Origin of the sequence: Succinimonas sp., from assembly GCF_045225735.1 — a bacterium.
Taxonomy (GTDB): domain Bacteria; phylum Pseudomonadota; class Gammaproteobacteria; order Enterobacterales; family Succinivibrionaceae; genus Succinimonas.
In genome coordinates this window covers 1-19,879 of sequence record NZ_JBGVBR010000170.1, presented here as the reverse complement: position 1 = coordinate 19,879, position 19,879 = coordinate 1, and the positions used below count along the sequence as shown (strand labels likewise).

The 19,879-nt window shown below is 52.9% G+C and carries 19 protein-coding genes; 11 read left to right on the top strand and 8 right to left on the bottom strand.

Annotated features, from left to right (window positions below; all coding sequences use genetic code 11):
• The coding region (gene mtnN, locus ACJROR_RS06065) for a 5'-methylthioadenosine/S-adenosylhomocysteine nucleosidase (protein WP_406546307.1) at positions 1–345 on the bottom strand (345 nt) is incomplete at its 3' end.
• Between the two features lie 320 nt (positions 346–665).
• On the opposite strand from mtnN, the gene ACJROR_RS06060 reads away from it, so the two are divergent.
• From ACJROR_RS06060 to ACJROR_RS06040, 5 genes are all read left to right on the top strand, one after another.
• On the top strand, positions 666–953 hold the full coding sequence (locus ACJROR_RS06060; RefSeq protein ID WP_406546306.1) for a hypothetical protein: 288 nt from the start codon (positions 666–668) through the stop codon (positions 951–953).
• 138 nt (positions 954–1,091) lie between these two features.
• Positions 1,092–2,012, top strand: a complete 921-nt coding sequence (locus ACJROR_RS06055; RefSeq protein WP_406546305.1) for a TIGR01212 family radical SAM protein — start codon at positions 1,092–1,094, stop codon at positions 2,010–2,012.
• Between the two features lie 212 nt (positions 2,013–2,224).
• Entirely contained in the window at positions 2,225–3,544 is a 1,320-nt protein-coding gene (gene glgC / locus ACJROR_RS06050; RefSeq protein WP_406546304.1) for a glucose-1-phosphate adenylyltransferase, read from the top strand.
• Positions 3,545–3,628: 84 nt separating this feature from the next.
• Complete coding sequence (locus ACJROR_RS06045) at positions 3,629–5,542, top strand: ATP-binding protein (protein ID WP_406546303.1); 1,914 nt, start codon at positions 3,629–3,631, stop codon at positions 5,540–5,542.
• 19 nt (positions 5,543–5,561) lie between these two features.
• Positions 5,562–5,924 carry an Hpt domain-containing protein gene (locus tag ACJROR_RS06040; RefSeq protein ID WP_406040449.1) on the top strand — a complete coding sequence of 121 codons (363 nt, stop codon included), beginning with the start codon at positions 5,562–5,564 and terminating at the stop codon, positions 5,922–5,924.
• A 155-nt stretch (positions 5,925–6,079) separates the two neighbouring features.
• On the opposite strand, the gene ACJROR_RS06035 is transcribed toward ACJROR_RS06040, so the two are convergent.
• The 4 genes from ACJROR_RS06035 to ACJROR_RS06020 all read right to left on the bottom strand — a co-directional run bounded on the left by ACJROR_RS06035 (position 6,080) and on the right by ACJROR_RS06020 (position 9,251).
• Positions 6,080–6,817, bottom strand: a complete 738-nt coding sequence (locus ACJROR_RS06035; protein WP_406040447.1) for a response regulator — start codon at positions 6,815–6,817, stop codon at positions 6,080–6,082.
• A 269-nt stretch (positions 6,818–7,086) separates the two neighbouring features.
• On the bottom strand, positions 7,087–8,436 hold the full coding sequence (locus tag ACJROR_RS06030) for a dihydroorotase (RefSeq protein WP_406546302.1): 1,350 nt from the start codon (positions 8,434–8,436) through the stop codon (positions 7,087–7,089).
• Positions 8,437–8,611: 175 nt separating this feature from the next.
• Positions 8,612–8,872: a hypothetical protein gene (locus tag ACJROR_RS06025; protein WP_406040443.1), complete on the bottom strand. Its 261-nt coding sequence runs from the start codon at positions 8,870–8,872 to the stop codon at positions 8,612–8,614.
• A gap of 97 nt (positions 8,873–8,969) precedes the next feature.
• Positions 8,970–9,251, bottom strand: a complete 282-nt coding sequence (locus tag ACJROR_RS06020; RefSeq protein ID WP_406546301.1) for a hypothetical protein — start codon at positions 9,249–9,251, stop codon at positions 8,970–8,972.
• A 260-nt stretch (positions 9,252–9,511) separates the two neighbouring features.
• Here ACJROR_RS06020 and ACJROR_RS06015 point away from each other — a divergent pair, with 260 nt between their 5' ends.
• The 5 genes from ACJROR_RS06015 (at position 9,512) to flhB (ending at position 15,023) form a co-directional block, all read left to right on the top strand.
• Entirely contained in the window at positions 9,512–10,144 is a 633-nt protein-coding gene (locus ACJROR_RS06015) for an NUDIX domain-containing protein (RefSeq protein ID WP_406040439.1), read from the top strand.
• 207 nt (positions 10,145–10,351) lie between these two features.
• Positions 10,352–11,191: a 3',5'-cyclic-AMP phosphodiesterase gene (cpdA, locus tag ACJROR_RS06010; protein WP_406546300.1), complete on the top strand. Its 840-nt coding sequence runs from the start codon at positions 10,352–10,354 to the stop codon at positions 11,189–11,191.
• 41 nt (positions 11,192–11,232) lie between these two features.
• On the top strand, positions 11,233–11,826 hold the full coding sequence (locus tag ACJROR_RS06005) for a YqiA/YcfP family alpha/beta fold hydrolase (protein WP_406546299.1): 594 nt from the start codon (positions 11,233–11,235) through the stop codon (positions 11,824–11,826).
• Positions 11,827–11,974: 148 nt separating this feature from the next.
• Positions 11,975–13,879, top strand: a complete 1,905-nt coding sequence (gene parE / locus ACJROR_RS06000; RefSeq protein WP_406546298.1) for a DNA topoisomerase IV subunit B — start codon at positions 11,975–11,977, stop codon at positions 13,877–13,879.
• Positions 13,880–13,892: 13 nt separating this feature from the next.
• Positions 13,893–15,023, top strand: coding sequence for a flagellar biosynthesis protein FlhB (flhB, locus tag ACJROR_RS05995; RefSeq protein ID WP_406546297.1), 1,131 nt, complete (start codon positions 13,893–13,895; stop codon positions 15,021–15,023).
• An 86-nt stretch (positions 15,024–15,109) separates the two neighbouring features.
• Here flhB and ACJROR_RS05990 read toward each other — a convergent pair whose 3' ends face one another.
• Complete coding sequence (locus tag ACJROR_RS05990) at positions 15,110–16,528, bottom strand: sugar porter family MFS transporter (protein WP_406546296.1); 1,419 nt, start codon at positions 16,526–16,528, stop codon at positions 15,110–15,112.
• A gap of 405 nt (positions 16,529–16,933) precedes the next feature.
• Here ACJROR_RS05990 and hldE point away from each other — a divergent pair, with 405 nt between their 5' ends.
• Positions 16,934–18,364: a bifunctional D-glycero-beta-D-manno-heptose-7-phosphate kinase/D-glycero-beta-D-manno-heptose 1-phosphate adenylyltransferase HldE gene (gene hldE / locus ACJROR_RS05985; protein ID WP_406546295.1), complete on the top strand. Its 1,431-nt coding sequence runs from the start codon at positions 16,934–16,936 to the stop codon at positions 18,362–18,364.
• 159 nt (positions 18,365–18,523) lie between these two features.
• Here the strand turns inward: hldE and ACJROR_RS05980 are convergent, their stop codons facing one another.
• Positions 18,524–18,961, bottom strand: a complete 438-nt coding sequence (locus ACJROR_RS05980; RefSeq protein WP_406041740.1) for a hypothetical protein — start codon at positions 18,959–18,961, stop codon at positions 18,524–18,526.
• Positions 18,962–19,208: 247 nt separating this feature from the next.
• Positions 19,209–19,879 (bottom strand): TolC family protein (locus ACJROR_RS05975; RefSeq protein WP_406546294.1); only part of this gene is annotated, 671 nt, incomplete at its 5' end.

Genomic DNA, 19,879 nt, shown 5'->3' with positions numbered 1-19,879 from the left:
AAAGCCCGGAACCTGTCCCGGCTTGTAGCTGAATACGGTGAGATCAAAGTCGTGCTGGGCGGCGCCGGAGGAGATTACCATATCCAGAGTTTTCAGAGCGGGATGAAGCCCTCCTCCCACGCCGAAATTAATGACGATGTCGCAGTTAAAGAAGCTGAACAGCACAGCGGCGGCGGATCCGGCGGAAACCTTGCCGATGCCCGAACAGGTAAGAACCAGATCCCGGCCTGCCAGGGTTCCTGAAATGTATTCATGGCGGCCAAAGCTTTTGGTGGCAGAAACGGCGATTTTTGTCCGGAGGTCGTTCACTTCTTCCTGCATGGCGCCGATAATTCCGTATTTCATAGCATCCCCTGAGATTATTTTGCAAAAGTTAAGGATTCCCTGTGAGGCGATATCCCTGTGAGCTTATGCCGCGCTGCCAGGCCCGGTTATTCCGGGACGATCTTGCGGCAGAACGGCTGCAATTTTATCATATTGCGGCGCTTTGATTCCGCCCGTTCTCCCGGGAAGGCAAAATCACGGCGTGAGGGTACGGCTATGGCAGGTACATGGTATAATGCCGGGGCTGTCCTGCATTTTGACAGAGCGCGGGATTTGATAACGCGGGATTTGATAAATGCTGGCAAGGGAAAATGAAGCAATTGACAATCTGGAATTTTAAGATGAAGAAGTCTTTTTTTGCCGGTCTTTTTTTACTGACAGTCTGCGGCTGCAGCTCGACCTCAAGGGTTCCCGCTCCTCCTGAGGATGATTATGCGGCAGTGGCTGACAAGCAAAATTCCATAACCGAACTGGACTGCGTAAACCAGAAAAGCTGTTCGCTGTCCGAGGAATATGTAAATGCGCTGGGACAGCGCTGCCGGGCTCTTTTCACTCAGGAGGGAGAACTCGTGAAATATTGCCGGCCGTCCGAGAAGTCTCCTTACTGGGAAAAGATCCGGGTGCTGTAAAGCCTCGGTTACAGTCCATGCCTGAGGACACGCTCCCGATTATTTCAGACAGCATGCGTTTGCCGCTTTTTTCCCTGTTTTTCCTTTACGCTGTTTTTTTATTTTCCGGAACCGCGGATCTCCGGCGCGGAGGCTTCCGTGAAGTCCGCTGACAGCCTTTCCCTGAACCGTTTTGTGCATACCTTCGGAGACAGTCTCCGGGAAAAGTATGGCGAAAACGTTTATAAAATCTCTCTTTCGGGTAATTTTACCTGTCCCAACCGGGACGGCACTCTGGGCCGGGGCGGCTGCACCTTTTGCAGCGTAGCCTCCTTTGCCGGCTCTCCCGCCCGGAAATCTCTCAGAGAACAGCTTCTGGAAAATCGAAACCCCCGGGCCCGGCTTTTTCTGGCCTATTTTCAGGCGTATACCAGCACCTATGCGGAGTTTGCGGTTTTAAAAAAATGCTATGACGAGGCTTTGGCTTCTCCCGAGGTTATCGGACTTTGCGTGGGAACCCGCCCGGACTGCGTTTCCGATGAGATTCTGGGACTTCTGGAGGATTACGGTAAACAGGGCTTTGAGGTCTGGCTGGAGCTGGGACTCCAGAGCTCCTTTGACGAAACTCTGGAAAGAATCAACCGCCGGCATACCTTTGCCGATTATGTCAGAACGGCAGTCCGGGCCCGGGAGCGGGGGATCCGGGTGTGCGCCCATATCATTGTCGGTCTTCCGGGAGAAGGCCTGATGCACAGCCTGACTACTCTCGGCAGGGTTTTGGACACCGGAGCCGACGCCCTGAAGCTGCATCAGCTTCACATAGTCAGGGGCAGTCAGATGGAGCGGGAATACCGGCGGGGAGAAATTGCGGTGCTGTCTTTGGAGGAGTATGCCCGGATTGCCGCTCTCATGATCCAGCACACTCCGGAAAACGTGCTTTACGAGCGAGTGGGCGCTTCTGCTTTGAGCGGCATGCTGGTGGCTCCGGACTGGGCCGCCAAGCGCTGGCCGGTGATAAACGCCATTACCGCCATTCTGGCCCGGGAGGGCGGGCAGGGCAGCCGGGTTCGCTGCGCCTGAGTGCCCCGCTGTTATTTTTGCTGCTCTTTTTCTGCAGCCCTGGCCGTCTGTTTCCGGGCTAATGTCCTGCCTCTGTTCCGGCTCTTTTTTCCTGTTTCCTTGGTCACTTCGCACTTTGAATACTTCATGCAAGGTGAAAATGCGGGTTAAGTGATAATCTTTATAAGGGGTGATCCCCGCAGGATTTATAAGAAAGCAGAGGGCGGGATTCTATGGATAAAGATGTTTTGAGAGCTCGTGAGGCTACAAACGGCACAATGGCCCTGATACTTGCCGGGGGCCGCGGCAGCAGACTCCATCAGCTTACCAACACCAGAACAAAGCCGGCGGTTTATTTCGGGGGAAAATACCGCATTATTGACTTTGTGCTTTCCAACTGCATAAACTCCGGTATCCGCCGTATCGGAGTAGTGACGCAGTACAAGTCCCACAGCCTTTTAAGGCATCTCCAGATCGGCTGGTCGTTTCTCAGGAATCAGTTCAACGAGTATCTGGATTTGCTGCCGGCGCAGCAGCGCATGGACGAGGTGCACTGGTACCGGGGCACCGCCGATGCCGTTTATCAGAATCTGGACATTATCAGGGATCATCAGCAGAAGTATATTCTGATTCTGGCCGGGGATCATATCTACAAGATGGATTATGCCAAGCTGCTTCTGGATCATATTTCCAGCGGCAAGCCCCTGACGGTAGCCTGCATTCAGGTGCCCCGGACGGAGGCCAGCGCCTACGGCGTCATGGAAATCGACAAGAACGGCACTATTATTTCCTTTCAGGAAAAGCCCCGGAATCCCGGGGGCATGCCGGACAATCCCGACATGACTCTTATTTCCATGGGGATTTATGTCTTCGATGCCAAGGCGCTCTACGAGATGCTGGACGAAGACGAGCAGATGGATGATTCCCAGCATGATTTCGGCCGGGACATTATTCCCCGCATGGTTAAAAGAGGACTGGCTCATGCTCATGATTTTGCCAAGTCCTGCGTTACCAACCGCGCCAAAAAGCAGATTTACTGGCGGGATGTGGGAACCGTGGATTCCTTCTGGGCCGCCAATATGGACCTGGCCTCGGTGACTCCGGATCTCGATATTTATGATCAGGAATGGCCTATTTGGACATCTCAGGTGCATCTGCCTTCCGCCAAGTATGTGCAGGATCTAAACGGAGCCTCCTCCATTGTGAGAAATTCCGTGATTTCCGCCGGGGTGATTTTAAGCGGCTCCTCCATCTGGTCCTCGGTGCTTTTTTACAATGTGCGGGTACATTCCTTCTGTTTCATTAACGAGGTGGTGGCTTTCCCGGACTGCATTATCCACCGGGGCTGCCGGCTGACCAGGGTGATTTTGGATCGGCACTGCGAGCTGCCCCGGAATCTGGTGGTGGGAGAAAACGCCGAGCTGGACGGCAATCGGTTCTATCGTTCCGAGGGCGGGGTGACCCTGATTACCCGGGCCATGCTGGCTCTGCTCCGCAAAAACGAACCGGATCTTTTTGAGGGCTATGATGAGTACTGCTCGGGCAGGAATTAATTTTGCCGCTGCGGTTCCGGCGGAGTCCCGGAGACTGTTTCAGGCACTTGATAAGATGAAGGCATAACGGCGGGCGGACAGGGAATGAGCGGTCGCAAAAAACTGAACGGAAAAAGGCTGAAAACGGATCTTTATCAGCGCTCGCTGACTTACATTACCATGCTGTTCGGCTTTACGGTTACCTTTGTTATCACAGTTATCAACTGTCTGGTGACCCTGTTCATGGAAAACAATCTGCAGTTTGAGGATGTGGCGAAGCCTCTGTTCTACGGGGCTATCATCACGCCGCTTCTGGCGCTGCTTCTCAATAAGTACTTTTCCGAGGTGGAACAGGCCCGCAGTCAGGTAGAGGATCTGCAGAAGCAGGAAACCCAGCTCAAGACCTCCCTCACCAAGACCTATATCGCCATGATTAATCAGCGGGAAAAGAACAACACGCTTTTCCGGGAGCATGAGAAGCTGCAGGGCTCCTTCTACAACGAAATCTCCCTGAGGCAGGAGGCCCAGAGTCTCTTAGACGAGCAGATGGTGTTCTTTTCGGCCATCTTCGATCTCACGCCGGACATTATTCTGTATCGGAGCTTTAACGGAGAAATCAAGGGCTGCAGCGATAATCTTCTGCATCTCCTCCATGTGGAAAACCGCGCGGAGCTCGAGAGTCTGTTTTCCCGGGATCCGGAACTTAATGAATGCTTCTGCTTCGGAGATGATGAGGTTATTAAAACCAAAAAGGACATCATGTATGAGCGCACCATTTTCGGAGTGATTTATCAGGTGCGGAAGAGACCGGCCATTAACCCCAAGGGGCAGCTTATCGGCACCATGATTTACGGCCATGACATTACCAAGCTTAAAAATGAACAGGATGTGCTGGAGCGCGCCTCCCGGGAAAAGAGCAACTTCATTTCCACCCTGAGTCATGAGCTGCGCACCCCCCTCAACGGCATTGTGGGACTCAGCGATATCCTGCTGCAAACCGGGCATTTCAAGGGGGAGGATGAAAGAAATCTCAAGGCCGTCAATGTCAGCGCGGTAACCCTGGGCAATATATTTAACGATGTTATCGACCTTAACAAGTTTGAAAGACAGACCTTCAGCGTGGCTCCGGAGCCCTTTGACTGGAAAGGCTTTCTGGAGGATCTGGAAACATTGTCCCGGCTCATGACCGAACAGAAGAATCTCAGCTTCAGTTTTAAGGTGACCGGGGAGAGTCCGGACAGGGTGGTTTCCGATCAGACCAGGTTGAGACAGATCCTCTGGAATCTTATTGCCAACGGCATCAAGTTTACGAAGAAGGGCGGCATTGCCATTGCGGTTTCCCAGAAAACCAATCCCGACGGCAAATTGTCCGTATCCTTTGAAATTTCAGATACCGGCATCGGCATTGCCCCGGAGGAGCAGGAGAAGATCTTCGGGCTTTATTATCAGGTGCCGGGCACCAAACAGTCCACCGGTACCGGAATAGGCCTTTATGTGACCCGGGAGCTTACCCGCGCTCTGGGGGGCTCCATTCAGCTGGACAGCCAGCCGGGCCGGGGTACCACATTTACAGTTTCCTTTAACTGCGAGATTCAGAAGCGGGATTCGGAACCAAAGCCGGGGACGGACGCGCGCAAGGTGCTGAAATCCCTGAACATACTTTTGGTGGAGGATGTGGATCTTAATATTCTGGTCTGCAAGACCATGCTGGAAAAGCTGGGCAACCGGGTTCGGGCCGCAAAAACCGGCGCGGAGGCTCTGGAGCTTTTTAAGAGCGAGACTCCGGATCTGGTGCTTCTGGACATGCAGCTTCCGGATATGTCCGGACTGGATGTGGCGGATCATCTCCGGGAAGATTTCAAGAGCGATGTGCCCATGCTGGCTCTGACGGCGAATGTCATGCGGGATCCGGAGATTTATGCCGGTCACGGCATTGCCGGAGTCCTCTCCAAGCCGTTATCGGCCTCCCGGCTGGCAGAAGCCATTACTGAATTTCGTGAAAATGCGAAGAGTAACTGATGAATAAGAGTAACTGAAAATGAACAATATCGATAATATTAACAAAAAATACATTGATGAAACCGTGGGCATTACGGGAGCGGAGCCTTTTACCGCCGCCCTGGGGCTTTTCAGAACGCAGGTGTCGGAATATATTGCAAGCTGCCGGACATACTTCAGAAAGGGGGAGTATGAGGAAGCCGGCAGGGAGCTTCACAAGATCAAGGGAGCGGCCAGCTCCATAGGACTGTCCCGGCTGGCCGTCAAGGCCAAGGAGATGGAGCTCAGTCTTCTGGAAAAGCGGGAAAATTACCCCTTTGACCCGGAGATTGCTGCCTTTAATGAACTGGTGGTTCAGGATGAAGCGACTCTGGGGCAGTATCTGAAGTCTTTCCCGGAATAAGGAGAATCTCTCAGGGAGAAGGTTCCGGAACCGTCCGTGCCTTAATATATGAAGCAAGGCAGTGCGGGGATTTTTCCGGAAAAGCAGCAAAAAAGGCAGGAGCTCCTGCCTTTTCCATTTTCTGTTTTGTTCATGCCAAAGCGTTTTGCCCTGCTTTAGAATTCCACATCCACCCCGAAACGGTAGCCTTCGCCGTGAATGGTTTCGATAAAGTTGAAGGCTTCGCCTTCCTCAAGGTGCTTTCTGAGCTTTCTTATGGTGACATCCACCGTGCGGTCGTGCTCCTTAAGCTCCCGTCCCATCATGAACAGCATCAGATCGGATCTGGTAACCAGAAGCTTGGCATGCTCGCAGAAATACTGCAGCATGCGGAACTCGGCTTTAGGGAGCCGGGCTACCTGTCCGGAGGGAGAAAGAAGCTCATGGCTGTTAGCGTCCAGATTCCACCCGGAAAAGGCATAGCGGGCATTGGGAGTAGGCACGAAGGTATTCTGCTCGGCAGGCTGGGCGGCCGCCGGCTGCTTGTTTCTGGTGCGATTAATAAGGTTCCGGGCGCGAATGGTGAGCTCCCGGGGGTTGAAGGGCTTGGTAACGTAGTCGTCAGCTCCGATCTCCAGTCCCAGAATCCGGTCGATTTCATTGTCCCGGCCGGTGACAAAAATCAGGGCGATGTCTCTTTTCTCCCGGAGCTCCCGGGCCAGAATAAGACCGTTTTTGCCGGGAAGGTTGATGTCCAGCAGAATGAGATCCACCTGATTCTGCCGAAGAATCTTATTCATCTGATCACCGTCGCCGGCTACGAGGGTTTCATAGCCTTCGGCCTGAAAAATAGAAGTCGCTACCTTGCAGGCTACAGGTTCATCGTCTACTATTAAAACTGTTGGTGCTGTCATGATGAAATAAATTCCTACGAGACCGAAAATCAAAGGCGAAGCTGTCATTCTGATCTGTTATTCTGATCTGACACTCGCCCTAATCCCCGATCCTATTTTAACAGAAATCACTTCTGCATTTCAAAACGTTAACAGAACTCATACAAATAATTTGCATTGATTAAAAAAACTGATCCTGAACCGGGGATTTTCAGCGGTTTTTCAGAGGAGGGGAGCAGGTTTCAGGAAACCGGATCTCCGAAACCGCTCGAAAACCCGGTCTCATCCTGCTACCTGTCAAAACGGAGAGCGGTGCCGAAGCAGTTCTTGTTTTCCAGAACTCCGTTATGCACCACCTGATTGCCGTTAACGAAGGTATGAACAATGGAATTTGAAAAGGTTAATCCCGTAAACGGCGACCAGCCGCATTTGGAGGCAATGACGCTGGGAGTAACTCTTTGAGGCTTTTCAGGATCGATGACCGCGAGATCCGCCCAGTAGCCTTCCCGGATAAAGCCCCGCTTGGAGATATTGAAGCGGATGGCCGGATTGTGGCAGTAGCCGGCGACCACATCTTCGAGAGAGAGTTCGCCGTGCTTAACCAGCTCCAGGAGAGCGGGGAGAGCGAACTGTATCAGGGGAAGACCGCCCGGAGCCTTGCTGTAGGGGGCGTTTTTTTCCTCCGCGGTGTGCGGGGCATGATCCGTGGCAATGCAGGTTATAAGTCCGGTGCGGGTTGCCGTCACCAGAGCCTGCCGATCCTTTTCGGTTTTGACGGCGGGGTTGCATTTCAGACGGTTGCCCAGAGCGCCGTACCAAGTGTCATTGAAAAACAGATGATGGACGCAGACCTCGCAGGTAATCTGTCTCTGAGATACCGGCAGGGGAGCCCAGGGCTCAAAGAGACTGAGCTCCTCGGCCGTGGAGAGATGAAGCACATGGAGGCGGGCTCCGGTTTCCCTGGCCAGCGCTACCGCCAGAGAGGTGGATTTCAGGCAGGCCTCCCGGCTCCGGATCAGGGGATGCATGGAGGCATCCATGCCGTCTTCGCCGTATTTTTCCCGGAAGAGAGCGGTGTTTTTGCTGATGATTTCATTGTCCTCGCAGTGGGTGGCCACCGGTACCTCGGCCGCCCTGAAAATATTGCGCAAGGAGTCCTCCCGGTCTACCAGCAGGGTGCCGGTGGAGGATCCCATGAACACCTTGACGCCGCAGACTTCCCGGGGATCCAGGGATTTGATTTCCTCCAGATTGTCGGGAGTGGCGCCCAGATAGAAGCCGAAGTTAGCCACGGAGGATCTTCGGGCGATATCCTTTTTGACGGCGATATCCCGGGAGGTGGTGGCCGGAGGGGTATTGTTGGGCATATCCATGAAGGAGGTGACCCCGCCCAGAACTGCCGCCCGGGCTTCCGAGGCCATATCGGCCTTCCAGGTGCTGCCGGGTTCCCGGAAGTGAACCTGATCATCGATGCAGCCGGGAATGACGATCTTGTTTTCGCATTCGATGATTTCGGAGGCCTGATCCCCGGAAACAGAGCTGGCAATGCGGGCGATGCGGCCGTCCTGAATCAGGAGATCCCCCTTGAAGGTGGCTCCCTCATTGATAATAGTGGCGTTTTTTAACAGTACTGAATTCATTTGAGCAGAAAAGTCCTGAATTGACATGAGAATTCCGGAGCAAGACCTCCGGACGGAAACCGCTTTTGCTTCCTGCGGGAACACTTGTCACTGGCCGCAGGTTCGGGGAAGATCTTAACATATCCCGGGAGAACCGGGATATGATTTCCGCGGGGCGCCGTTCCTGAATGAGCGGCTATTCCGGGAAAAGCAGCTTTTCAAAGCGCCTCTTAATGCTTGCAGCCGGGGTGATGTCCAAGGTCATAATCGTCTCGGAGGATTTGCCTTTTCGAATATTCACGCCGGCTTTAATGCTTCCTTCCATGCAGTCGTACTCCACGCGATAGCTGTATTCCAGCCCGTCTTCAAAGGTGTCCAGAAACGCAGTTTCAAAGTTCGGCTCCGCAATGAGGGTGTTGATTACGGCAAGATGCTTTTTAATTTCTTCAGGGGACATGGCTGTTCTCCGTATTCATGCAGGTTAAGAGAGGCTGAGGATTGCGGCAGACACCGGAGAAAACGGCGCACCTCGGCTCTGCCGCTTTTGTTCCGTATCAGCTCCGGGAATCACTGTCATCCTTCGGGAAAAACTTTCTTGTCAGAAAGTCGTCGGGGGTGAGCTCAAGATCCAGAATCTGCTCCGTAAAACCGCTGTGGGGAGTCCGGGTTACTTTCACATTGATAGCCGGTATGCCCGATTCTTTAAATTCGGTCCAGATGTCATAAGCAAAGGCTTTCCCGCAAATTTCCGTATTCAGAGTCAGCCCCTCGAAATGATCAAGAGTCAGAAGCTCCCTGATGATCTCCATATGCTGCTTAAGTTCAGTGGCGTTCATATTTACCTCCAAGTTTTATGCTATTATATAATATAAATATGCTTAATGCAAATAGAAACTACATAACGAAATAAAAATTTGATACATGGATAACAGTTTCGGACGGTTTAAGCCGGATCTGCATTTTCTGAGGGGCTTCAGGGGTGTTTCGGGGCTAAAATAAAGGCGGCTGTGCTATAATCACCGGGAGTTTACGCAGGAAAGCCTGAAAGAGCCTCCGGGGCTTTCAGCCGGGGTTTCCTCAGCCGCAAGGAGTCTTTATGAGTGATTTAAAGCAGTATGAGCCTTCCTTCCAGAAGAAGGATTTTGAGGTGCTGGAAAAGAAAAGAGCGTTTCAGGGGTATTTTGCCATCGATGTCTATAAGACCAGGTACCGCAGATTTGACGGCTCTGAAAGCACCGTGATCACCCGGGAAATTTTTGAAAGAGGGGATGCGGCGGCGGTCATTCCCTATGATCCTGAACGGGATGCCGTGGTGCTCATTGAGCAGTTCCGGCTGGGGGCGGCGCGGGACACGGAATCTCCCTGGCTGCTGGAGCTTCCGGCGGGCATTGTGGATCCCGGTGAAACTCCGGAAAACACCGTGATCCGGGAAATGCAGGAGGAAACCGGACTTTCTCTTATGAAGGTCTGTCATGCCCTGGATTTTCTTACCTCTCCCGGGGGTTCCACGGAGAAGATCTATCTTTATGCGGGGCTGGTGGACTCCTCCGGAGCTCAGGGCTGCCATGGTCTTATGTCCGAATCCGAGGATATCCGCGTTCTCTCCGTGCCGCTTCAGGATGCTCTGGCGCTGGTGGATTCCGGAAGAATACGCAATTCCATTGCCATTGCGGGCCTTCAGTATCTGGCTCTCCACAAAAAGGAGATTTGCGATCTTTTCAGGGGATGAGTTTGCCGGGATAAAACAGTGTCCGGGTCACGATTCTCATGTTTTGCCGCCGGCAATTCCTGAATTTGTGGGATAGACGGCACTTGCCTTTGGCGCAATAAATTAAAATCAGCAGAATTGTTTTGTTCTGTAAATAATCGTATGACGGCCCTGCCAGGCAAAGTCAACCGGGCAAAGTCAGGCAGAGAATTTTTTATAATTATAAAAATGCAGCAGTTTGATCAAGACAGAGTTTCCCTGAAGCCTGATCGCAAGGATGGGGCTTTTTCAGTTTTGCAGATTACGGATACCCATCTTTTTGGGAAGCCGGGGAGCACTCTTGTCGGAATAGATACCCGGAAAAGCCTGCTGGCGGTGGTTGCGGCGGTAAAGGAGCAGGGGATTCCCTTCGATTTTATTGTTACCACCGGAGATCTTTCTCAGGACTATACGCTGGAGTCCTACATTGCATTCCGGGATATTATGAGGGCGTTTTCCGAGCCGGTGTTTTTTTTGCCGGGAAATCATGATGACGGCCCCCTGATGTACCGGGAAATGGCCGGACTGGGAATCAGCGCCGCCCGGAACATCATTATCGGGAAGTGGCAGTTTGTGCTTCTGAATACTCAGGTATACAACAACCCCATGGGCTGGATCCTGCCGGAGCAGCTGGCCTACCTGGAGGGCTGTCTTGAGGAGCGTCCGGATCTGTATACGGCGGTATGCCTGCACCATAATCCCTTTGAGGTGAAGTGTCTCTGGCTGGATGCTCATGTTCTGAAGAACCGGGATGATCTGATCAGTCTGGTTTCCCGCTATCCCCGGGTGCGTCTGGTGCTGTGCGGTCATGTGCACCAGGAGCATGATTTTATTCAAAACGGCGTGCGCTATATTTCGTCCCCCTCCACCAGCATTCAGTTTGCGCCGCTGTGCGACAGGTTTACTCTGGATGCTCTGGGGCCGGGGTGGCGGTACCTGAAGTTTACCCCGGACGGCGGCATTTCAACGACTGTTCACAGGCTCGCCGGCGGAGAGTTTCTTCCTGATTTCACAGTCGGCGGCTACTGAGCTTAAGTTCTGACCGGCGCTTATTCTTACTGAGGTGGCATATGTCCAAGGATACAGTTGTATACATTCACGGTTTTTTGTCCGGAGCCAAGTCTGAAAAGGCTGTCCTTACCGAAAAATATCTTAAGGAAAACTGTCCCGGGGCGGATTTCTTCACCGAGAATTTCCCCAATACCCCCAAGGAAGCCTATGATGCGGTGGATGCCCTGATTGGCCGGCTTATCGCCGAGGATCGCCGGGTGGCTCTCATCGGGAGCTCCATGGGCGGGTTTTACTCCATCTGCATGTCCCGCAAGTATAATGTCAGGGCCGCTCTCATTAACCCCTGCGTTTTTCCCTGGAAGCTGATGCCGGCTATGCTGGGGCCCCACGTAAATCCTTACACCGGGGTGAAGTTTGAGGTTACAGAGGAATACATTGAGACGGTTAAGAAGCTGGGAGAACTGGCGGAGCCGCGGCCGGAAAAGCTGGCGCTTTATCTCTGCCGGGGCGATGAGGTTCTGAATGCGGCGGAAAGCGCTGCATACCTGAGCAATGCCGCGCTGGTGCATATCGAGGATGGCGGAAACCATCGCTTCCCGTCATTCGCCGCCTGTCTGCCTGAAATTATCAGCTTTCTGCTTAAAAAGGAGTAACAGGCGGGCTTTTCCGCTGTTTGCCGCTGCTGCCCCGTAATGGCGCTTGCCGCGGGATGATATAATGCCATTAAGGTTGCCGGTGCTTTGGGTATCGGCATCTTTTTGGCATTTTTGTTTTATTTTTTTGCATTTCACTGGTGTTGGCATGGTTCAGGATAACAATGTTTATAACGGAGACTCCATTGAGGTTCTGGAGGGACTGGAGCCGGTAAAGAGGAGAGCCGGCATGTATACGGATACCACAAGACCGAATCATCTGGGGATGGAGGTTATTGATAACAGCGTAGACGAAGCGCTGGCCGGATATGCCGACAAAATCGAGGTTGTCCTTTATGCTGACGAATCTTTGTCAGTGTCGGATAACGGACGGGGCATGCCGGTGGATCTCAATACGCAGGAAAATGTCCCGGGCATTGAGCTTATTCTGGGCAGACTCCATGCCGGCGGCAAATTCTCCAATAAAAACTATACCTTTTCCGGCGGTCTTCACGGCGTGGGAGTGAGCGTGGTGAACGCTCTCTCCAAAAGGCTGCGGGCCGAGGTGCGGCGGGACGGCCTTGTTTATGCCATTGAGTATCAGAACGGCGACAAAACTCAGGATCTGCACACCGAGGGCACTGTGGGGCAGCGCAATACCGGAACCTTCATTCGCTTCTGGCCCGATCCGAAATATTTTGACAGCGCTCATTTCAGCTGCCATTCCCTGAAGGCCATGCTCAAGGCCAAGGCCGTGCTCTGTCCCGGTCTCACCATTGTTTTTAAGAACGAAATCACCGGGGAAAAGGAGCAGTGGTCCTTCAAGGGAGACCTGTCCAGTTATCTTGCGAATGAAATGCGCGGCCGGGAGACAGTTCCCGGCACGCCCTATGCATCAGCAGCAACAAATCCGGATTCCGAGGTATCCTGGGCGGCGGTCTGGTGCGATGACGGCAATGACTCGGTTTCGGAATCCTATGTGAATCTCATTCCCACTCCGCTGGGGGGCACTCATGTCAATGGCATGAGACAGGCCTTTACCGATGCCATCAGGGACTTCTGCAATATTCAGAATCTCCTGCCCCGGGGGCTCAGTCTGACTCCGGACGATGTCTGGAATCACTGCTCCTATGTGCTGTCCGTAAAAATTCAGGAGCCGCAGTTTTCCGGACAGACCAAGGAACGCCTGACCTCCCGGGACTGCGCCCAGCTGGTGAGCAATGTGGTCAGGGACAGCTTTTCTCTGTGGCTTAATGCCAACACCGAGGAAGCCCGGGCCATCAGCGATTTGTGCATAAAATCGGCGCAGCAGCGGCAGAAGACCTCCCGCTCCGTTACCAGAAAACGGGCGGTTTCGGGACCGGCTCTGCCCGGCAAGCTTAAGGACTGCATTACTTCAGATCCTTCCCGGAGCGAGCTTTTTCTGGTGGAGGGGGATTCCGCCGGGGGATCCGCAAGCTCAGCCAGGGATCGGGAGTATCAGGCGGTGCTGCCCCTCAGGGGAAAAATTCTGAATACCTGGGAGAAGGAAAGCGATGATATTTTCGGTTCTCAGGCCATTCAGGACATTTCGGTGGCCGTGGGACTGGATCCCGGCAGCGATGACCTGTCCGGACTCAGGTATAACAAGATCTGCATTCTGGCGGATGCGGATTCCGACGGACTTCATATCGGCACTCTGATCTGCGCTCTCTTTATGAAGCATTTTCGGAAGGCGGTGGAGGCGGGGCATCTTTACGTGGCGATGCCGCCCCTGTACCGCATTGATGCCGGCAATGAAAAGTTTTACGCCCTGGATGATCAGGAAAGGGACAATATGCTGGCCAAGCTGGAGAAAAAGAAAAAAGGGCGTATTGAGGTGACCCGGTTTAAGGGGCTGGGCGAAATGAACGAGGATCAGCTGAAGGAAACCACCATGGATCCGGCCACCAGACGCCTGGTGCAGCTGACTCTCAGCGATGACAATCTGGAAGAGGTCAGGGCGCTTATGGACAAGCTTCTTTCCAAGGACAGAGCTCAGGATCGCCGGGAATGGCTGGAGGTTAAGGGAAATCTGGCAGACATCAGCGATTAGCTGAGGAGGCAATATGGCTGAGGCCGACGGGCAGGAAAAAACCGAACAACCCACCGAACGACGAATTGAGGAATCCCGCAAAAAGGGGCAGATCGCCCGTTCCCGGGAGATGGGAACCTTTTTTGTGCTGATATCCGGAGTGACCGGACTGTGGTTAATTTCGGGAATGCTGTACCGCGCGCTTCTGGATGTCATTCACCGCTGCTTTGTCCTGAAAAAGGCCGATCTTTTTGACGTTACCGTGATGGAAAAAACTCTCCTGGAAAACGTCTCCTCTCTGGCTCTGCCTATTATTGCCATGTTTGCCGTGGTTTTTGTCTGCGCTCTTATTGGCAGCATCATTGTGGGCGGGGTGAACTTTTCCAGCGAGGCCATGGCCCCGAAATTCAATAAGCTCAATCCCGCCAACGGCATTAAAAGAGTATTCAGCTCCAACAGCGTCATTGAGCTGGTTAAATCGGTTCTGAAAATCCTTCTTATCTCCTCCTTCTGCTTTTTCCTGATTCACGGCCGCCTGGAGCTCATCCTGAATTTTTCCACCATGGAGATCTCCTACGCCGTGCGGGAGGCCGTGAATCTCATGTTCTGGACCATGCTTTTTATTGTGTGCGCCATGATTCCCATAGCTCTTCTGGATGCTCCCTATCAGCTCTGGCACCACAAGGAAGAGCTGCGCATGACCAAGCAGGAGGTAAAGGAGGAATTCAAGAATCAGGAGGGCAATCCCGAGGTCAAGGCCCATCTCCGGCAGATGATGTTTCAGATCATCAACCGCAAGATGATGCAGAAGGTGCCGGAGGCCGATGTGGTGGTTACCAATCCTACGCACTATGCCGTGGCTTTGAAGTACGATCGGGAGGGAACCACGGCGCCGGTGCTGGTAGCCAAGGGCGTGGACGAGGTTGCTGAAAAGATCAAGGAGATCGCCCGGGAGCACCAGGTGATGATTGTGCCGGTGCCTCCTCTGGCCCGTTCTCTTTACTATACCACTGAATTTGACGAGGAGATCCCCCGGGGGCTTTTTGCGGCAGTGGCTCAGGTGCTGGCCTATGTTTACCAGATGCAGAGCTTTAAGAAGGGGAAGGGACAGCGGCCCCGGGATCTTGCCAGGGATCTGCCGATCCCCGAGGATCTCCGGCACTGATCCCTTCCGGGACAGCGAGATAAGGAAAGGGCTTCTCCGATGGGGGGAAGCCCTTTTGCATGGAATGACTGCAGCTTAATTGCCGGTTATTTGCCAATGTCCCGCAGTTTAACCCCGTTCATCAGATTATTCTCCAGGTGTTCCAGAGACACGCCTTTGGTTTCCGGTACATACATGATGATAAGGAATATGGCCAGAATTGAACATGCGGCGTACAGGAGCATGGTGAGATCGGCTCCCAGGAGAGACAGGAGCGGCAGGAAGGTGGCGGCTATGGCCATATTGGAGAGCCAGTTGGCACCGGTGGAACAGGTAATGCCGAAATCTCTCCCCTTGAGAGGCTGGATCTCGGAACAGAGAACCCATACCACAGGCCCTGCGGAGAAGGCGAAGGCAATGATGAACACCAGCACCGAAATGATGGCTGCCATGCTGTAATTGAAATGCATGAATGCGGCAACTCCCGTCATGGCTGCGGCCATAATGGAATAGCCGGCTATGAGAATCGGTTTCCGGCCCCACTTGTCGATATAGGCGATGGCAATGAAGGTTGCCAGCACGTTGGTAAGACCGATGGCAATGGTGCCGACATTGGCGGCGAATTCGGAGGTATAGCCGGCAGCCTTGATGAGTTCTGGTCCGAAATACATAATGATATTGATGCCGCACATCTGCTGCATAAGCTGCAGAGTAATGCCCAGGAAGACAGTTTTTCTGAAATTGGGCTTTTCCCGGAACATGGCCAAGCCGCTGTTTCCGGTATGGGCGGATACGGTGTTTATTATTTCCTGGGCTTCGCTGGCGGCTTCATCAGCGGAAGAGCGGATCTTCAAAAGGACGTTTTTTGCTTCTTCGGTTTTACCAACTGAAATCAGCCAGCGGGGAGATTTGGGAAGAAAGAAGACTCCGGCCAGGAAAATCAGAGACGGAATCACGGTGATTCCCAGCATGGCTCTCCAGCTCAGTGAAATGTCCGCTATCAGAAAATTGGCGGCGATTTGCCCTTCGGCTCCGGTGAAGGTGTTATTACGAATCAGGGTGTTTACCACAAAGGAGGTCAGAATGCCGATGGTGATAAGCAGCTGATACATGGTGATCATGGTGCCGCGGATTGATTTGGGAGCAACCTCCGAGAGGTAGAGCGGAGCAGTGAAGGAGGCTATTCCGATGGAGATTCCCACAATGATTCTGGCAATTATGAGGATCGTTCCGTTCCAGGCCAGGGCGCAACCGAGAGCCCCCAGAACAAAACATGAGGCGCTGATAATAAGCGAAATTTTTCTGCCGAGCTTTTTGGTAAGTTTTCCCGATACCAGGGCGCCTGCGGTAGCCCCGCCCATCATGGAGCCCACCACCCATGAGATGACGCTGTCGCTGACACCAAGATCCTGCTTGATGAAATCCTTGGCCTGGGCAATGACGCCAATGTCTATACCAAACAGCAGACCGGCCAGCGCTGCCATAAAGCATACTAAAAATACTGTTTTGGAGTTGTTATTAGCCATTTTTTTGTTACCTGATAAGAAGACCTTTTGCTGATTTTTGAGGCGCATTTTGCGGTTAAAACACCTTACGGATTCAAAACTGCCGTTATCACCAAAGGTTACAGTTTATAACGGGATTATATGAGACTTGCCGTGAAATCAGAAGCCGAGGGGCATGATTATGTGATGATTACAAGGTTGTTACAGAAAATGCCGGGAAACCTCAGTTTCGCAGGGAGGTGGCTTTTTGTAAAAGCCGGTGTTTGCTGCCTCAGTTGCCGTTTTTTGACAGTTTCAAAACTCCCGGCGCGGTTTCAGTTGCGAAAGTGCTATGGATGTAAAAGATACAAAAACGTTTTCGGCTATAATGCAAAAGAGCGGTTCCGGAGCGGAATTAGTCATTGAGCTTGATAACGGGTTATTTATATGAGTGAGTTAAAGCTGCCTCTTTTTAGCAAAGCCTCTGTTTTGGTTGTTGGTGACGTTATGGTTGACCGGTACTGGAAGGGGCCGGCCACCAGGATTTCTCCGGAGGCTCCGGTTCCGGTAGTCCGCATCGTGGACAGAGAGGATCGTCCCGGAGGGGCGGCTAATGTGGCTCTTAATATTTCTTCTCTGGGGGCGGGCTGCACTCTGGTGGGCTTTGTCGGCAACGATGAGAACGGCAGGCTTCTGAAAAACCGCATGGAGCACTCCCATGTGCGGACTTCGTTTGTAGTCTCCAATAATCTTCCCACCATCACCAAGATGCGGGTGCTCAGCGTGGGGCAGCAGCTTCTGCGGCTGGATTTTGAGAAGGGGTTTCAGGGAACTGATCAGGCCCCGATTCTTTCCCGGGTACGGGATGAAATTTCCCGGCATAAGGTGGTGATTTTTTCTGATTACGACAAGGGCGCTCTTGAGTCGGTGGGGAAGATGATTGAAATCGCCAAAAGAGCCGGGACGAAGATTTTAATAGACCCCAAGGGCACTGATTTTGAGAGATACCGCGGCGCCTATCTGATAACCCCGAATACCAAGGAGTTCGAGGCGGTGGCCGGACATGCCGAAAGCGAGCAGGATCTTTATGAAAAGGGCCTTAAGATGGTGAATAAGTATGATCTGGGAGCTCTCCTTATCACCAGATCGGAAAAGGGCATGACGCTGATCCGCCGGGATGCTGACCCTCTTACCATTCCCACGGCGGCGAAGGAGGTTTACGACGTTACCGGCGCCGGCGATACGGTGATCGCCACGGTGGCTGCCTGCCTGGCAGCCGGCTCCTCCCTGCCCGAAGCCTGCGCTCTGGCCAATAAGGCTGCCGGAGTGGTGGTAGGCAAGATCGGCACCTCCACGGTGAGTGTGGCAGAGCTTAAAACCGCGCTTTGCGAGCCCTCCGAGCAGCCGGACGGGCTGGTGACTAAGGAACGGCTTCTGGAGCTTGCTGGGCTGGCCCGGGCTCATGGCGAAAAGGTGGTTATGACCAATGGCTGCTTTGATATCCTGCATGCCGGTCACGTGGCTTATCTCCGGGAGGCCAGAAAACTGGGGGATCGTCTTATTGTGGCGGTGAACACCGATGAATCAGTAGTCCGGCTTAAGGGGCCCTCCCGTCCCATAAATAACCTCCAGAACAGAATGGAGGTGCTGGCAGCGCTGGAGTCCGTGGACTGGGTGGTGCCATTTGGCGAGGATACCCCCCGGGAGCTTATCAGCGAGGTGCTTCCGGATATCCTGGTCAAGGGCGGAGATTATCGCCCGGAGGAGGTGGCCGGCGGGGCCGAGGTTATTGCCAATGGCGGCGAGGTCAGGATTCTGCCCTTTAAGCCGGGGTGCTCCACTACTGCCATCATCGATAAAATACTGAATAAGTCCTGAGTTCTTCCAGGCTCTCCCGTTAATGGGAGAGCTTTTGCTTCCGAAGCAGAGAACGGAGGCTCCGGAAAACAGAAAGGCAGTTACAGAATAGCAGACGCAAAAACGAAGCTCCCGCAGGTAATCCTGCGGGAGCTTTTGAATTATGGCAGTCAGACTGAATTACCAAGACTTGGAAACCCGATCCAGCATATCATAAAGGGCCAGAGCCAGACGATCCTCCCCGAAGAAGTTTCGGATGGCCGGAAAATCCTCCACCGTTGCGGCGTAGTAATGCTTTTCCTCGCTGTCGATCATGGTCATGCGCTGACAGACGAACTTGTCGTTTTTGGTCTTAAAGAGCTTAAGATAGCCCAGCCGGCGATCATCCTTGTTCTGGCGCTCTTCAACATTGCAAATCTGCCAGCCCTTGAAGTTGATGTCAATTTTGCCGTCACGTTTTACGATTTCGTCTTCGGGAATATCGGAAATCTTTTTGCACAGGTCAGAGCGTTCCTTGATAATGGCATTCTTGTGGTCTTCCTCGGTAACCTTAATGAGACCCTTCTCTTCGCTGCTGCCGCCGCCGATTACGCCTTTGAGCCTATCAAACAATCCCATGGCTATTATCCTCCTATAGAAGCTGTGTATATATTAATGGCTATACGGCCATTGCGGGAATTTTTTGAGTGAATTTTGTGAAGTAGCGGGATATGGATGCGGTATCAGCAGAAAAATAAAGGAAACTTTTCACAATCTGCGGATTTCTGAACAAAATCCGGCAAACCCTGCGTGGCCTGCCGGAATCCTCTCCCGTAATCGCTGTCCGTCTCCTGAACTATTTGCCGGAGCGCGGTCAACGCATGCCTCAGCGCATCAGACCTGCGTTTATGAGATTTATATCCTCTTCTGACAGCAGGCCGGAAGTATATCTCAGCTTCACCCAGCTGGTGATGTAGTTGTAGCGGGCATTAGCCAAGTTGCTCTTGGCGCTGTAGAGATTCTTAGTGGCATCTAACACGTCCGTAATGGTACGGGTGCCTACCTGATATCCGGCTTCAGTGGCCTTGAGCGCGCTTTCCGCAGATATTACGCCCTGCTGGTAGGCTCTGACAGTGCCGATGGCGGCGTTGATATTGTTGTACTGACTGTAGATGCTGTTCTGAACGCTGCGGTGAGTTTTTTCCAGATCCTCGGAAGCAGCGATGTAGTCGGCCTTGGCCTGCTCCACCTGACTGGTTACCGCCCCTCCGGAATACAGAGGCATATTGAACTGGACGCCTATTCTTGCGGAATTTAAAGTGCCGGACTGAGATGACATATAATCGGCCTTGTATTTGGTATACTGGGAACTCAGGGAGCCTACGAGATCCAGAGTAGGTTCGTGTCCGGTCTGGGCCCTGGATATTCTTTCCTTGTAGATTTCCTTGGAGACCATTTTAGACTGCAGGCTCATATTGTTCTCTTCGGCGGTTTTAAGCCAAAATTCGGCATTGCTCTTTACTCCCGGAGTAGAGAATCTGCTTACATCAAGCCTTG

What these genes read in the sequence shown, in the direction of transcription:
- ACJROR_RS06045 (WP_406546303.1), top strand. Translation starts at nt 3,629, where the DNA reads ATGAGCGGTCGCAAAAAACTGAACGGAAAAAGGCTGAAAACGGATCTT.
- ACJROR_RS06020 (WP_406546301.1), bottom strand. Translation starts at nt 9,251, where the DNA reads ATGAACGCCACTGAACTTAAGCAGCATATGGAGATCATCAGGGAGCTT.
- glgC (WP_406546304.1), top strand. Translation starts at nt 2,225, where the DNA reads ATGGATAAAGATGTTTTGAGAGCTCGTGAGGCTACAAACGGCACAATG.
- ACJROR_RS06060 (WP_406546306.1), top strand. Translation starts at nt 666, where the DNA reads ATGAAGAAGTCTTTTTTTGCCGGTCTTTTTTTACTGACAGTCTGCGGC.
- ACJROR_RS05980 (WP_406041740.1), bottom strand. Translation starts at nt 18,961, where the DNA reads ATGGGATTGTTTGATAGGCTCAAAGGCGTAATCGGCGGCGGCAGCAGC.
- ACJROR_RS06040 (WP_406040449.1), top strand. Translation starts at nt 5,562, where the DNA reads ATGAACAATATCGATAATATTAACAAAAAATACATTGATGAAACCGTG.
- ACJROR_RS06030 (WP_406546302.1), bottom strand. Translation starts at nt 8,436, where the DNA reads ATGAATTCAGTACTGTTAAAAAACGCCACTATTATCAATGAGGGAGCC.
- ACJROR_RS06025 (WP_406040443.1), bottom strand. Translation starts at nt 8,872, where the DNA reads ATGTCCCCTGAAGAAATTAAAAAGCATCTTGCCGTAATCAACACCCTC.
- cpdA (WP_406546300.1), top strand. Translation starts at nt 10,352, where the DNA reads ATGCAGCAGTTTGATCAAGACAGAGTTTCCCTGAAGCCTGATCGCAAG.
- ACJROR_RS06035 (WP_406040447.1), bottom strand. Translation starts at nt 6,817, where the DNA reads ATGACAGCACCAACAGTTTTAATAGTAGACGATGAACCTGTAGCCTGC.
- ACJROR_RS06005 (WP_406546299.1), top strand. Translation starts at nt 11,233, where the DNA reads ATGTCCAAGGATACAGTTGTATACATTCACGGTTTTTTGTCCGGAGCC.
- flhB (WP_406546297.1), top strand. Translation starts at nt 13,893, where the DNA reads ATGGCTGAGGCCGACGGGCAGGAAAAAACCGAACAACCCACCGAACGA.
- hldE (WP_406546295.1), top strand. Translation starts at nt 16,934, where the DNA reads ATGAGTGAGTTAAAGCTGCCTCTTTTTAGCAAAGCCTCTGTTTTGGTT.
- ACJROR_RS06015 (WP_406040439.1), top strand. Translation starts at nt 9,512, where the DNA reads ATGAGTGATTTAAAGCAGTATGAGCCTTCCTTCCAGAAGAAGGATTTT.
- ACJROR_RS05990 (WP_406546296.1), bottom strand. Translation starts at nt 16,528, where the DNA reads ATGGCTAATAACAACTCCAAAACAGTATTTTTAGTATGCTTTATGGCA.
- parE (WP_406546298.1), top strand. Translation starts at nt 11,975, where the DNA reads ATGGTTCAGGATAACAATGTTTATAACGGAGACTCCATTGAGGTTCTG.